We start from the raw sequence: 14,130 nt of genomic DNA, 5'->3' as shown, positions 1-14,130 counted from the left end.
GCGACGCGTTCACACATCTTCCGCCGCTCGTGGCGGCCACCTGCCCGGCGGGACCCTCGAACTCCCCACATCAGGAGGTCCCATGAACGATCCGCCGACCCCTCCCACGCTCCCCGATCCACCGGCGACACCGATGTCCCGGGAGGCCGCCCGGGCCGTGCTCGGCGTGACGGGCAGGAAGGACGACACCACCCCGCTGCTCCGCACGCTGAAAGAGCACGGCACCGGCCTCTCCTTCATGACCGGGCTGTCCGTCCTGGCCGTCGTGGACAACTTCCAGACCCAGGCCTTCAGCGTGCTCACCCCCGAGGTGTCGGCCGGCCTCGGGATGGACTTGGGCACGATCTCCGGCATCGTCGGTGTCCAGGGGATCGCGGCGGGCCTGGCCCCGTTCGCCGTCGCGACGTTGCTGCGTCGCTATCCCCACCGCGTACGGCTCGCGCTCGGCACCGGCTTCGCCTGGAGCGTCACCACCCTGTTCACCGGCATGGTGAGCGGGCCCGTGTCGCTGGGCGCGCTGATGCTGGTCAACGGGGCCACCACGGGCACGGTCGCGCTGCTCCACCCGCCGCTGCTCATGGACGCCTACCCGCCCGCCGCCCGGATGCGGATCATGTCGCTCTACTCGGCCTCCACTCCGCTGGCCAACATCATGGCGCCGCTGTTCATCGCGGGTCTGGTGTCGTGGCTCGGCATGGACTGGCGGGCGGTGTTCATCTCGCTCGGAGTGGTCTCCGTGCTGGCCTGCCTGTTCGCGCTGCGGCTGCGCGAGCCGGTGCTCGGCCGCTGGGACGTGGCCGAGCTGAGCGCCCGCGCCGGGACCTCGCCGCCGGCGGGCCATGACGATCCGATGGGCTTCCTCGCGACGGTCGGGCGGGTGCTGCGGATCCCGTCGATCCGGCGGATGGCCATGGGGTTCACCGCGATCGGCGCGCTGGCCGTGCCGTACGGGGTGGTGATCTCCACGCTGCTGGACAGCGAGTGGGGGCTCTCGGTCGGCCAGCGCGGACTGTTCACCAGTGCCGCGGCGGTGGTCTCGATCGTCGCCCTGGCCGTGTTCGGCGGCCGGGCCGAGGCCGCCTACCGGGCGGGGCCCGCCCGGTTCATGGCGCTCAGCGGCGGGGCGCTCGCGCTGGCCGCCTCGGCCTTCGCCCTGTCGGCGCTCGTGCCGAGCCTCTGGCTGGTGCTCGCCCTGCTGGCCCTGGGCCAGGCACTGCTGGCCGTCATCGGGCCGTGCCTGTTCATCGGCGGGCTCTCGGTCGTGCGACCGGCGGACCGGGCGCACGCCATGGCCGCCCTGGGCCTGATCCTCGCCTTCGGCGGGCTGGCCGGCGCCGGGCTGCTCGCCCTGGCGACCGCCTTCCTCGACGTGCGGGGGGCGCTGCTCCTGCTGCTGCTGCCCGCCATCGCCGGGTCGCTGTTCATCGCGACCCTGCACAAGACACTCATGGGCGATCTCGACGCCCTGATCGACCACGCGATCGGAGAAGACAAGCGATGCTAAACAGATACCGCAGGGCCGAGGCCCTGCACATCTCCCGGCACGACAGCCTGGTCCACCGGGCGACGGTGATCCCCAACTGGGAGGGCGACTCCTTCTGGTACCGGGTGAGCACCCCCGATGGTCCCGAGTGTTTCCGGGTGTTCCCGGAGACGGGGGAACGGCGGAGGATCGAGGATCCGGGGGGCGAGCAGGCGGCGCCGCCGGAGATCACCGGGCTTCAGACGTCTCCCGGCGGCCGGTACACCGTGGCCGTGCGGGACGACAACCTCGTGGTGAACGACGAGTTCTTCACCACGGACGGCGAGCCTGGCCACGACTACGGCCTCCCCAGCGACCAGGGAAAGCCGCCGATCGTGGCCCGGCAGGCGGGCATGAGCGCGCCGCCGCTGGTCGAGTGGGCGCCGGACGGCCGCAGGTTCGTCACCCTCCGGGTGGACCAGAGGCATGTACCGACGCTCACCATGACCCAGTCGTGCCCCCCGGACGAAAGCCCCCGCCCGCTGGTCCACACGCTCCACTACGAGATGCCGGGAGATCCGCTGCCGACCTTCCAGCAGATGATCTTTGATGCGAAGACCGGCGCCCGGGTCGACATCGCGATCGAGCCGCTGCCCTTCACCCATGACAGCCCACTCGGCCTCAAGCGGGTCTGGTGGGAAGACGACGACACCCTCTGGATGCTGTACGGCACGCGTGGCTACAAGGCCGCCAGGCTCTACCGGATCGACGCGCGGACCGGCGCCGCCGAGGTCGTCCTGGAGGAGACCAACGACACGATCATGAAATCGTCGCCCACGATCGTCGAGTTCCCGCTCGTGCGCGCCCGCGGCGACGAGGTCCTGTGGTTCTCCGACCGCTCCGGCTGGGGCCATCTCTGGCTTTACGCGAACGGCGAGCTGAAGAACGCCGTCACCGAGGGAGAGTGGCTGGTCCGCGACCTCGTCCACGTCGACTGGGACGCCCGGGAGGTGTTCTTCGTCTCCGGCGGGCACGGCTCCAACCCCTACTACCGGCGGCTGTGCCGGGCGGGTCTCGACGGGACCGGCGTCACCGTGCTCACCCCCGAGGACGCCGACCACCAGATCGCCGCGTCACCGGACAGCCGCTGGTTCGTCGACACCTACGCCACGCCCGCCCAGCCCCCCGTCACGGTGCTGCGCGACGCCACCGGGGGCATCGTCACCGAGCTGGAGCGGGCCGACCTCACCGCGCTGGAGAAGGCCGGGTGGCGGGCGCCCGAGCCGTTCACGGTCAAGGCCGCCGACGGCGGGACCGACATCCACGGCCTGCTCCACCTGCCCGCGGACTTCGACCCGTCGAAGAGCTATCCGATCCTCGACTCGGTCTACAACGGTCCGCAGATCACCCGGCAGCTCCGCACGACGCTGCGCGGCTTCCCGATCGACCCGTTCCTGCTCGACCCGGCGGGCGGAGCCCCGTCGTTCGCACAGCTCGGCCTGGCCGTCGTGGTCATCGACGGGCGCGGCACGCCGTACCGGTCGAAGGCCTTCCACGACGCCTCCTACGGTGACCCGGCCGTGACGGTGGGACTGGAGGACCACGTGGCGGCGATCAGGCAGCTCGCGGCCGAGCGTCCTTATCTCGACCTGTCAAGGGTCGGGATCGCCGGGCACTCGGGCGGCGGCACGGCCACCGTTCAGGCGGTGCTGCGCCACCCCGACCTCTTCACCGTGGGCGTGGCCTCCGCGGGCGACTACGACCACAGCGGCTACTACGCGATCTGGGGCGAGACCTTCCAGGGCCCGCCGCCCCAGGACTACACCGCCGGATCGCCGCTACCGCTGGCCGGGGAGCTGAAGGCCAAGCTGCTACTGCTCTTCGGCGAGATGGACGACAACTGCCATCCGGCCATGTCGCTCCGCGTCGCCAACGCCCTGATCGGTGCGGACAAGGACTTCGAGATGCTCATGGTCCCCAACGCCACCCACGGCTACGGCCCCGCCGAGGCCCACGTGCTGCGCCGCCAGTGGGACTTCCTCACCCGCCACCTGATCGGCCAGGAACCTCCGGCCGATTACCGCATCGACCCGACCTTCGGAGCGGCCAAGTGACCGCCGAGCTCCGCGACCGCTCCCAGGCGCGCGGCCCCCGCGACACGCAGGGCCTCCCCGAGCCGGACGACCTGAGCGCCAGGCTCGCCGAACTCGCCCGTCGGCACGGGATCATCGGCGCGGCCGTCGCGTTCAGCCGGGGCGGCGCCGTGGTCGAGGCCTGCACGGGCGTGCTCAACACGCGCACCGGTGCCCCGGTCACCGTCGACTCGCTGTTCCAGGTCGGCTCGGTCGCCAAGGCCTGGACCGCCACGCTGGTCATGCAGCTCGTCGGCGAGGGGAGGCTCTCCCTGGACCAGACCGTCCGGTCCGTGCTGCCCGACTTCGCCGTCAAAGACGAGGACGTGGCGGCGAGTGTCACGGTCCGGCAGCTCCTCGCCCACACGGCCGGCTTCGAGGGTGACGTGTTCGTCGACACAGGCAGGGGCGACGACGCCGTGGAGAAGCTCGTCGCCCTGCTCGCCGACGCGCCACAGCTCTTCCCGCCCGGCGCCATGTGGTCCTACAACAACGCCGCCTACTGCGTGCTCGGCCGGATCGTGGAGGTGTTGCGCGGCATGCCGTACGCCACGGCGCTGCGCACCCACATCGCCGCCCCGCTCGGTCTCAGTCACGTCGCCACCTGCGCCGACGAGGCGATCCTGTACGGCACCGCGGTCGGCCACACCGGCGGCGGACCGGTCCCGCTCTGGTCGCTGATGAGGTCCAACGAACCCGCCGGGTCGTGTCTGGCCATGCGCGCCCGCGACCTGCTGGCCTTCGCCCACATGCACCTGCGCGGCGGCCTCGCCGAGGACGGCACGCGCGTGCTGCCGGAGGATCTCGCGGTGCTGATGCGTGAGCCTCAGATCGGGCTGCCTGACCTGGGCCGGCCGTCGTCGTGGGGGCTCGGCTGGAGCCTGCCGGAGTGGGAGGGCGGGGTGGTGGTCGGGCACGACGGGTCCACTCCCGGGCAGGAGGCCTCGCTGCGGACGGTGCCGGAAGCCGGGGTGGCCGCCGTGTTGCTGACCAACGGCGGCGATCCTGGCCCGCTGGTCACCGAGCTGTTCCAGCCGGTGATCGAGGAGCTCGCCGAGGTCAGGGCGCCCGCGCCGCCGGTGCCCCCGGCCGTGCCGCTCGCCGTCGACCTCCCCCGCTACATCGGCCGTTACCTCTCCGCCACGGCCGCCTGGGACGTGGCGGCCGACGAGGTCGGATCACTCTGGCTCACCGTCACTCCGCTCGGTGTCATGGCCGAGCACGGCAAGTCACAGCGGTTCCGGCTGGTGAGGCTGCGCGGCGACACGTTCCTGTTCGCCGAGCCGCAGGGGGGCGTCCATCCGGCGATCCCCTTCGTGGGAGGAGAGCGGATCGACTTCCTGCACACCGGGCGGGCCAACCCCCGGCAGGAACCTCTCTCCATAACCTGAGACCCGGCCGTGATCGCCGGCGGTCACCGGCCGCCTCGTGGTCCCGGAGGCCGGTCCTCGGCACCCGTCCCGCCCGCGAAAGCGCCGGCCTCCCGGTGAAGTGCCCTTTCGTGGAACGTCGACTATGGTCGAGGCGATGAGGGAACCGCGGTGGGGCACACCCAGGCCCACCGCGGCCGTCGTGGTGGGCCTTGTTCTCATGGTCGTTCTGGCCGCCGTCGCGCCCTCTCCGAGTCCCGGCGGGCGAAGGCCCGCCGGCACCGCCACCGGCCTCTGGGTTCCGCAGACCGGCGACGCCTACCAGGCGACCGCACCCAGACTCCTGGCCGGCGGGGCCGAGCACCTGCCGACGCCGAGGCAACTCCGCTCCCTGCCCGCGGCCGGCGCCGTGGCGGCGTCCAGCACCCCGCCGTCTCGCGCCTGGCTCCCCGTGGAGCCCGCCGCCGTTTCCCGGCGCGACGTTCAGCGGATCGTCACCTCACGCAGCCCACCTCCTTCCTAGGCTCCTCGCCCTTCCAGACCTCCGTCGAGCGGTGAACTCGACCGAGGTCCCTCAGCCGCGCGGTGCCGCGCACCGCCCTGTGCCCAGGTTCCGGCTTTCACGATGGCGGACCGCGCTCTGCCCGGACCGCCGCGAGTCATTCAAGGAGTCGATGTCGTCATGGGTGACATCCGATCGTCAGACAGGCTGCTGGAGGAGTACCGGCGCAACGCCGTGCAGTTGGCGGAGTTCCGCGCGCTGCTGCACGAACGGCTCACCGCCGCGCGAGCGGAGCGGGACTCCCTCCCCGGGGACGAGCACCTGCCCGAGCCTCCGGAAGCGGGCGAACCCATTCCGCTGGCCTGGGGGCGCGCCAAGCGCGCCGGAACGGCCGTCGCGGAGATCGAGGCCGCCATCGAACGGCTGAACTCCGGGGTGTACGGCACCTGCCGGCGGTGCGGGGCGTCCATCGCCCTGCGACGGCTGCGCCGGATTCCGCACACCCGGCACTGCGTCGTCTGCCGGGACGCGAGGAGGTGAGGAGATGACCGATCCCGGTAGACGGGCCGCCCTTGACCTGGGCACCGCCAGGACCCGGCTGCTGCTCTCCGGCGGCGACACGCTGATCGACGAGCCCTCCGCCGTCCCGGCGGATCCGTCGAGTCAGGTCACGGGTGCGGCCGACGCCGTACCTGACGGACGATGGCGCTGGCCGGTACGGCACGGCATCGTCACCGACCCGCCCGGATGCACCCGGCTGGCCCGCCATGTCCTGCGCACCTCGGCCACATCAGGCACGGCTCCGCTGGAACGGCTGCTGCTCGGCGTTCCGGTGGCCGCCTCCGAGGCGGAACGGCGTGCCGCCGTCAGGGCGGTGTTCGAGGTGGCGGCCTGCCCGGTGGCGGTGGTGGAGGAACCGCTGGCGGCCGCGGCCGGCAGCGGGGTGAGCATGGCCGACCCTCGCCCACGGCTCCTGCTGGACATGGGGGCCGGGATCATCGAGGCGGCCCTCATCAGTCGCGGCCGGGTGCTCGACACCGGCTCCGTGCAGATCCTGATGGACTTCCACGCCGGCGCGGCCACCGGAGTGCCCGCCCACCTGCTCACCCGGGTCGCGGCCATGGTCGCCGACCTCGTCGACCGCGTTCCCTCCTCCATCCGGCGAGGGGCGCGCGACGGTGGCCTGCTCATCACCGGCGGCGGCGCCACCCGCCCGGGCCTGGCCCGGTATCTCTGCTCCGCCCTGCGCCTCAGCGTCAGCGTGGCCCCCGATCCGGCACACGCCACCGTCCGCGGCCTGGCTCTGCTGCTGGCCTCGGATCGCCGCTGAACTCCGCTCCGGCCTCCTCAACGACCTTTCGAAAGGCTCCGATGACCCGAGATCCGCCTCCGTCCCCGTCAGGGGCGGAGGCGGCGCTGCTTAAACAAGTTGTTTAACATGATTCATTGACAACAGGTTGTTCGATAGGCGATCGTGGTTCGCATGTCCGCGAACCACGATGAATCAGCCGGTGCCTTCACGCCTCCGAACCCGAGCCAGGCGCGAGCGCACCGCGAGTACGCCTCCCTGTCGCGCATCACCGAGCGCCACGCGACCGACGACGCCCAGCGCCGCCGGCAGGTCCACCCCACGGTGCTCGGGGCACACGAGGCCGTCAGGCTCGTGTCGTTCCTGCTGAGCGGCGCCGCGGATCGCACGGAGGGCGAGCCGGAGGTGGACCGCGCCGACATCACCGCCGCCCTGACCCTGCTGCCCCGCGCCCGCGCGGAGATGGACGAGCTGGAGGCGGCGCTCCTGCTCATGGCGCGCGGCCGCGACCTCACCTGGCAGGAGATCGCCTTCGGCCTCGGCCTCGGCACCCCGCAGGCCGCCAAGCAGCGCTACGAGCGACTGGCCGGCCGCACCGAGAGGTCCACGAACTCGCCGGCCACACAGTGATCCTTGGCCGGATGACGGTCTCCAGCGGTTTCTCGACCGGGCCGGCCGCGCGGATGGTGCCGCCCTCAGCGCGGATCTTCTCCAGGCAGGCGATGATCCTCGGAGGTGGGCTCAGGAGCCGGGCGCGGGGGAGGGCGGAGTCAGACTCCATACCCGTATCTCTCCATCGAAGCCGGCGGAGACGACGACCGGCCGTCCCCGCAGTCGCGTCACCAGCATCGTCGTGATCTCCTGTGTGCGGCCGGTGGACGGCCTGCCGACCTGCTCGCGGGTGGCCAGATCCCACACCCGCACCCCGTCGTAGCCGCCGGAGACGACGACCGGCCGCCCCGCCAGCTCCGTCACCGTCACCGACTCGACTCCCGAGGTGTGCCCGGTGAACGGTTTGCCGATCTGCTTGCGGGTGGCCAGGTCCCACACCCGCACGGTGCTGTCGTCGCCGCCGGAGACACCGGAGACGACGACCGGCCGCCCCTCCCACTCCGTCACCGCCAACGTCACCGACAGGTCAGCGTCGGTGTATCCGGTGAACGGTTTGCCGACCTGCTCGCGGGTGGCCAGATCCCACACCCGCACAGTGCTGTCGTAGCCGCCGCAGACGAGAACCGGCCGCCCCGCCAACTCCGTCACCACCATCGACTCGACCGAATAGGTGTGCGCGGTGAACGGACTGCCGATCCGCTCGTGGGTGGCCAGATCCCACATATATATCTTTCCGTTACCGGTGGCGATGACGACCGGCCGCCCCGCCGGCTCCGCCACCAACACGGACGTGAGCCCTGTACCGGGGCCGGTGAGCAGCCCGCCGATCTGCTCGCGGGTGGACAGGTCCCACACCCGCATCCCGTCGTGGTCGCCGGAGACGACGACCGGCCGCCCCGCCAACTCCGCCACCGCGACCGCGTAGCCGGTGAACGGCCTGCCGATCTGCTTACGGGTGGCCAGATCCCACACCCGCACGGTGCGATCCTCGTCGCCGCCACCGCCGGAGACGACGACCGGCCGCCCTTGCAACTCCGCCACCGCCATCGAATGGATTCCCCCGGTGTGCCCGGTGAACGGCCTGCCGACCGGCATGCCGAAGGGAACGACCTTCGAAGTCTGACCGGGCGACGGAGCGGAGGTCCTGGAGGAACCCGTGGCGGATGAGGACGGTAACGACAGGGCCGAGGTTCCGGAGGGGGTTGTGGACGGCGGAGTGGAGGATTCAGGGGACTCCGGTTGCCACAGCCAGAAGACCGCGGCAGCCGGGATGAGAACGGCGACGATCGCCGCCGCGGCCACCAGGCGTCCCCTGACGGAATGGCGCGGGACACGGGACTCCGGAGGCGGCGGGGCGGGGCCGCGCGGCCGGTGGTCCACCGTGCTGGATTCCTCACGGGTGAGGGTGGCGAGCAGGTCGGCCACGGTGGGCCGGGCGCCGGGGTCCTTGGCCAGGCAGGCTGCCAGCAGCGGGCGGATACGCTCGGGCACTCCGGCGAGGTCGGGTTCGCGGTTGGAGACGGCGTTCATCACCGCCGCCGGTATGGCGCCGGGGAATGCCGGATGCCGCGTGGCGGCGAACACCATGGTGGCGGCCCAGCTGAACACATCCGACGCCGTGCCGGCCTGGTGACCGTCAAGCTGTTCCGGCGACAGGTAGGCGGGAGTGCCCACCAGCCCCGAACGTGTGGTGGTGACGGCCAGCACCCGGGCGATTCCGAAGTCGATGACCACCGGCCCCTCCGGGCCCATGATCACGTTGTCGGGTTTGAAATCACGGTGGATGATCCCTGCCCGGTGGATCGCGGCCAGCGCCGTCAGGGTGGCGACCGCGAGCCGGTCCAGGGCGCTGCCGATCCGCGGCCCGTCGCCGGTGACCAGTTCCTTCAGCGAAGGCCCGGGGATGTACTCACTGACCAGGTAGGGCCGATCGCCGACAATCCCCCCGCCCAGCACCTGGGCGGTGCAGAACGCCGCGACCCGGCAGGTGATCTCCGCCTCGCGCATGAACCGCTCGCGCACCTTGGGATCGGTCGCCATCCGGACGTGGAGCACCTTGATCGCGACCTTGCGGTCCGCAGGATCGTGGCCGAGGTAGACCACGCCCTGACCTCCGTCGCCCAGCACCCCGCTCAGCCGGTAGCCGCCGATCCGCTCGGGGTCGCCCACGGTCAGCGGGCCCGGCTCGGACATCGCTCACCTCGTCTCCACGTCCCCGTCAGCGGACGGCCGGAACCGCTTCTGATCCAAGGAATGACGATAGGCGGCCCCCTGCCGCAGCAGAAGCCCCGCGGCCCGGAATGCTCCGGGCAGCCGATCCGGAGAGGCCCGGCCTCAGGGCCAGGAGGAGTCCTGGTCGGGGTCGCCGCCGTCGGAGAGCAGCTTGATGTCCGACTCGACCATCATCGCCACCAGTTCCTCGAAGGTGACCGAGGGTTCCCAGCCGAGCTGGACGCGGGCCTTCTTCGGGTCGGCGCAGAGCAGGTCGACCTCGGCGGGGCGGTGCAGGGTCTGGTCGGTGACGACGTACCGCTCCCAGTCGAGCCCGGCGGCGGCGAAGGCGGCCTCGGTCAGGTCGCGGACGGTCTGGGTGCGGCCGGTGCCGATCACGTAGTCCTCGGGCGTGTCCGCCTGGAGCATCAGGTGCATCGCACGGACGTAGTCTCCGGCGAACCCCCAGTCGCGACGCGCCTCCATGTTGCCCAGGCGCAGCTCCGAGGCGACGCCGAGCTTGATCCTGGCCACCCCGAGGCTCACCTTCCTGGTGACGAACTCGGCGCCCCTGCGCGGGGACTCGTGGTTGAACAGGATCCCCGACACCGCGTACATGCCGTACGACTCGCGGTAGTTCTGCGTCAGGAAGTGCCCGTACGCCTTGGCCACGCCGTACGGCGAGCGGGGGTGGAAGGGGGTGATCTCGGTCTGCGGGGTCTCGCGGACCTGGCCGAACATCTCCGAGGACGACGCCTGGTAGAACCGGATCTGCCCGGATCCGGCGGCCGTACGCGAGGAGGAGATCCCGGAGCAGACCCGGATGGCCTCCAGCATGCGCAGCACGCCCATGCCGGTCACCTCGCCGGTGAGCTCGGCCTGCTCCCACGACATGGGGACGAACGAGATGGCGCCCAGGTTGTAGACCTCGTCGGGCTGGACCTTCTCCACCGCGGAGATCAGCGAACCCTGGTCGAGCAGGTCACCCCGGACGAGCTGAACGTCCTGCAGGAGCTTACGGAGCCGTGAGACGCGCGGGTTGGCCTGACCTCGGGCCAGACCGAAGACCTCGTAGCCCTGACTGAGCAGGCACTCGGCCAGATAGGAACCGTCCTGCCCGGTGATACCTGTGATCAGCGCGCGCCTGGCCAACGCGTCCTCCTCGCTTGCGGGGGCGGGACCTATGCCTGGTCTTATGCCGTTTGATTGGCGAATGTACCGTCCCACCCCCGTGTGGGCACTATCTCCCTCACGGCGTACCTAGAACGCGTTCCACCGAATCCTGTTCGGTCAGGTTAACCTCCCAGCTCGTGCCCGGTGAAGCAGGCCCTAGGAACAATTCCACATCAGGTACAACAGAGCTACCGAATGGTAGTGTCCGAGGACTAAGGTCATCTTTCACGGTACCTGTCCCCTTTCGGGCAGGGTGAGAAAGGGGTTGCCGTGCCGGGTGCTGAATCACTGCGGGTGGCACTGCTGTCGTATCGCAGCAAGCCGACCTGCGGTGGGCAGGGCGTCTACCTGCGTCACCTCAGCCGCGAGCTGATCGCCCTCGGGCACAGCGTGGAGGTCCTCTCCGGCCAGCCCTACCCGGAGCTCGACGAGGGCGTCATCCTCACCAAGGTCCCCAGCCTGGACCTGTACCGCGACGAGGACCCCTTCCGTACTCCCGGCCTCCGCGAGTACCGCGACTGGATCGACCTGCTCGAGGTCGGCACCATGTGGACCGCCGGGTTTCCCGAGCCGCTGACCTTCACCCTGCGGGCACACCGCGAGCTGAAGAAGCGCGTCGGCGACTTCGACGTGGTGCAGGACAACCAGACCCTCGGCTACGGACTGCTCGGCATCCAGAAGCTGTTCCCCGTGGTCGGGACCATCCACCACCCGATCAGCGTGGACCGGCGCATCGAGCTGAAGGCGGCTCCGCTGCGCAAGAAGCTCTCCATGCGACGCTGGTACGGCTTCGTGCGCATGCAGGCCAAGGTCGCACCGCGGCTCAGCCCGATCCTGACCGTCAGCGAGTCCTCCCTCGCCGACATCCACCGCGACTTCAACGTGCCCCAGAAGAACATGCGGCTCATCCCGCTGGGCGTCGACACCCGCTACTTCCACCCGCGCCCGGAGCTTCCCAAGCGGCCCGGCTCCATCGTCGCGGTGGCCAGCGCCGACTCCCCGATGAAGGGGGTCGCGACGCTGCTGCGGGCCGTGGCGAAGCTCGCCACCGAGCGCGACGTCCACCTGACGGTGGTCAGCAAGCCCACCCCCGGCGGCCCGACCGAGAAGCTCGTCGGCGAGCTGGCGCTGCGGGACCGGGTCAGGTTCGTGCACGGCATCTCCGACACCGAACTGGGCGAGCTGATCGCCACCTCGGAGATCTCGGTCGTCCCCTCCCTGTACGAGGGCTTCTCGCTGCCCGCCGTCGAGCACATGGCCTGCGGCACCCCGCTGGTCGCCAGCCGCACCGGGGCGCTGCCCGAGGTCGTCGGCGACGCCGCCGTACAGGTGGCCCCCGGCGACCCCGAGGAGCTGGCCGCGGTGCTGCGCCGCCTGCACGACTCTCCCGAGGAGCGGGCCGCGGTGGGCAAGAAGGGCTACGACCGGGTCATGGAACGCTTCACCTGGAACGTCGTCGCCAGGCGGACCGTGGAGGCCTACCACGAGGCCATCCAGGCCCACCGCGCGAAGTGAGCGAGACCCTGAAACGATCACCTCTCACAAGGAGCGGCCAGTGCTGACTGTCGACTTCGACCGGTTGCCCGTGGGTCCGGGGACCCGGGTGCTGGACCTGGGGTGTGGCGGCGGACGCCACGCGTTCGAGGTACTGCGGCGCGGTGCCGACGTGGTGGCCTTCGACATGGACGCGGGGGAGCTGGAAGGCGTGGCGAGCATGTTCGCCGCGATGGACAAGGCCGGTGAGATACCGCCCGGGGCGACGGCGGACACCGTGACGGGCGACGCGCTCGACATGCCGTTCGAGGACGGCGCCTTCGACCGGGTGATCGCGGCCGAGGTGCTGGAGCACATCCCCGACGACATGGCCGCGATGCGGGAGATCTTCCGGGTCCTCAAGCCTGGTGGCCAGGCGGCCATCACGGTGCCGAGCTTCCTGCCGGAACGGATCTGCTGGGCGCTCGACGAGGCGTACCACACCGCTCCCGGCGGGCACGTCCGCATCTACACGCTGGCCGAGCTGAGCGCGAAGCTCAAGTCGACGGGCTTCACCATCGGCCCGCACCACCACGCCCACGGCCTGCACGCGCCGTACTGGTGGATCAAGTGCGCGGTCGGCGTCGACAACAACGACCACCCGCTGGCCAAGGCCTACCACGAGCTGCTGGTCTGGGACATCATGAAACGCCCCGCCGCCACCAGGATCGCCGAGGCCGTGCTCAACCCGCTCATCGGCAAGAGCGTGGTGCTCTACGTCCGGAAGCCCGCATGATCTCCTGGGAACAGGTTGTGCAGACCGCCCAGAGCATCGCGGCGGTACAGAAGCCCGACGGCGGCGTCCCATGGCCCGAGGGGCACGTGGACGCCTGGAACCATGTCGAGTGCCTGATGGCGATGAGCGTGGCGGGGCTGACCGGCCCCGCCCGCCGGGGATACGACTGGCTGGTCCGCACGCAGCGCTCCGACGGCTCCTGGCCGATGAAGCTGGTCGGCGGCGAGGCCGTCGAGCAGGGCGGGGAGTCCAACCACGCCGCCTACCTCGCGGTCGGCGTCTGGCACGAGCTGCTGGTGACCTCCGACGAGGAGTTCGCCCGGCGGATGTGGCCTCCGGTCCGGGCGGCGCTGGACTTCGTGGTCGGCCTGCAGACCACCCGAGGTGAGATCGTCTGGGAGCGCGCGGCCGACGGCAGGCCCGCCGGGTACGCGCTGCTGACCGGCTGCGCCTCCATCCACCAGGGCCTGCGCTGCGGCGTGCTGCTCGGCGAGCACCTGGGCGACCCGCAGCCCGACTGGGAGCTGGCCGCCGACCAGCTCGGCCACGTACTGGTCGCCCACCCCGAGGCGTTCGCCGACAAGAGCCGCTTCTCGATGGACTGGTACTACCCGATCCTGGGCGGCGCGGTGCGCGGCCCGGCCGCGCGGGCACGGCTGGCCGAGGAGTGGGACACGTTCGTGGAGCCGGACCTCGGCATCCGCTGCGTCTCCGACCAGCCGTGGGTGACCGGTGCCGAGACGTGCGAGCTGGTGCTCACCCTCGACGCGCTGGGCGACCGGGACCGGGCGCGGAAGCTCTTCTCGGACATGCAGCACCTGCGGCACGAGGACGGCTCGTACTGGACCGGCTGGCAGTTCGTGAACGAGAAGTGGTTCCCCCACGAGCGCTCCGCCTACACCGCGGCCGCGGTCGTACTCGCCGCCGACGCGCTGGCCGGGCACACCCCCGCCGCGGGCATCTTCCGTGACGCGGGCAAGTACCTGACCGACCGCCCCACCGCCGCCTGCGGCTGCAGCCACGCCCGTTCCATGAGCTGAGCTCCCGGCCTCCGGCCGAGGCGTCGGCGTTTTCTTTGCACGGAATCAGA

The 14,130-nt window shown here is 71.1% G+C and carries 12 protein-coding genes; 10 read left to right on the top strand and 2 right to left on the bottom strand.

The annotated features are described in order from the left end of the window. Positions 1-82 precede the first annotated feature (82 nt). The 7 genes from ABT061_RS09115 to ABT061_RS09085 all read left to right on the top strand — a co-directional run bounded on the left by ABT061_RS09115 (position 83) and on the right by ABT061_RS09085 (position 7,405). The gene (locus ABT061_RS09115; RefSeq protein ID WP_350914383.1) at positions 83-1,504 is read left to right on the top strand and encodes an MFS transporter; all 1,422 of its coding nucleotides are present in this window, start codon (positions 83-85) and stop codon (positions 1,502-1,504) included. After that, positions 1,498-3,576 (top strand): S9 family peptidase, encoded by a 2,079-nt coding sequence (locus tag ABT061_RS09110; RefSeq protein WP_350914381.1) that lies wholly within the window; start codon positions 1,498-1,500, stop codon positions 3,574-3,576. Before ABT061_RS09115 ends, ABT061_RS09110 begins: the two co-directional genes overlap by 7 nt. Then, the gene (locus tag ABT061_RS09105) at positions 3,573-4,985 is read left to right on the top strand and encodes a serine hydrolase domain-containing protein (protein WP_350914379.1); all 1,413 of its coding nucleotides are present in this window, start codon (positions 3,573-3,575) and stop codon (positions 4,983-4,985) included. Before ABT061_RS09110 ends, ABT061_RS09105 begins: the two co-directional genes overlap by 4 nt. 136 nt (positions 4,986-5,121) lie before the next feature. After that, a complete protein-coding gene (locus ABT061_RS09100) occupies positions 5,122-5,487 on the top strand; it encodes a hypothetical protein (RefSeq protein WP_350914377.1) in 366 nt (121 codons plus the stop codon). A gap of 159 nt (positions 5,488-5,646) precedes the next feature. Then, a complete protein-coding gene (locus ABT061_RS09095) occupies positions 5,647-6,006 on the top strand; it encodes a TraR/DksA family transcriptional regulator (protein WP_350914375.1) in 360 nt (119 codons plus the stop codon). 4 nt (positions 6,007-6,010) lie between these two features. Next, positions 6,011-6,796, top strand: coding sequence for a rod shape-determining protein (locus tag ABT061_RS09090; RefSeq protein ID WP_350914373.1), 786 nt, complete (start codon positions 6,011-6,013; stop codon positions 6,794-6,796). A 153-nt stretch (positions 6,797-6,949) separates the two neighbouring features. After that, entirely contained in the window at positions 6,950-7,405 is a 456-nt protein-coding gene (locus ABT061_RS09085; RefSeq protein ID WP_350914371.1) for a DNA-binding protein, read from the top strand. A gap of 111 nt (positions 7,406-7,516) precedes the next feature. On the opposite strand, the gene ABT061_RS09080 is transcribed toward ABT061_RS09085, so the two are convergent. Further along, positions 7,517-9,580, bottom strand: coding sequence for a protein kinase domain-containing protein (locus ABT061_RS09080; protein WP_350914369.1), 2,064 nt, complete (start codon positions 9,578-9,580; stop codon positions 7,517-7,519). Between the two features lie 141 nt (positions 9,581-9,721). Then, a complete protein-coding gene (locus ABT061_RS09075; protein WP_350914367.1) occupies positions 9,722-10,750 on the bottom strand; it encodes a GDP-mannose 4,6-dehydratase in 1,029 nt (342 codons plus the stop codon). Positions 10,751-11,041: 291 nt separating this feature from the next. Here ABT061_RS09075 and ABT061_RS09070 point away from each other — a divergent pair, with 291 nt between their 5' ends. From ABT061_RS09070 to ABT061_RS09060, 3 genes are read left to right on the top strand one after another with little or no spacing between them, the layout of a single operon-like run. Beyond that, a complete protein-coding gene (locus tag ABT061_RS09070; protein ID WP_350914365.1) occupies positions 11,042-12,286 on the top strand; it encodes a glycosyltransferase family 4 protein in 1,245 nt (414 codons plus the stop codon). Between the two features lie 40 nt (positions 12,287-12,326). Next, a complete protein-coding gene (locus ABT061_RS09065) occupies positions 12,327-13,040 on the top strand; it encodes a class I SAM-dependent methyltransferase (protein ID WP_350914363.1) in 714 nt (237 codons plus the stop codon). Beyond that, the gene (locus tag ABT061_RS09060; protein WP_350914361.1) at positions 13,037-14,080 is read left to right on the top strand and encodes a prenyltransferase; all 1,044 of its coding nucleotides are present in this window, start codon (positions 13,037-13,039) and stop codon (positions 14,078-14,080) included. Before ABT061_RS09065 ends, ABT061_RS09060 begins: the two co-directional genes overlap by 4 nt. Positions 14,081-14,130 lie beyond the last annotated feature (50 nt).

The organism is Streptosporangium sp. NPDC002544, assembly GCF_040295965.1.
Classification (GTDB): domain Bacteria; phylum Actinomycetota; class Actinomycetes; order Streptosporangiales; family Streptosporangiaceae; genus Streptosporangium.
This window is presented reverse-complemented; position numbering and strand designations above follow the sequence as displayed.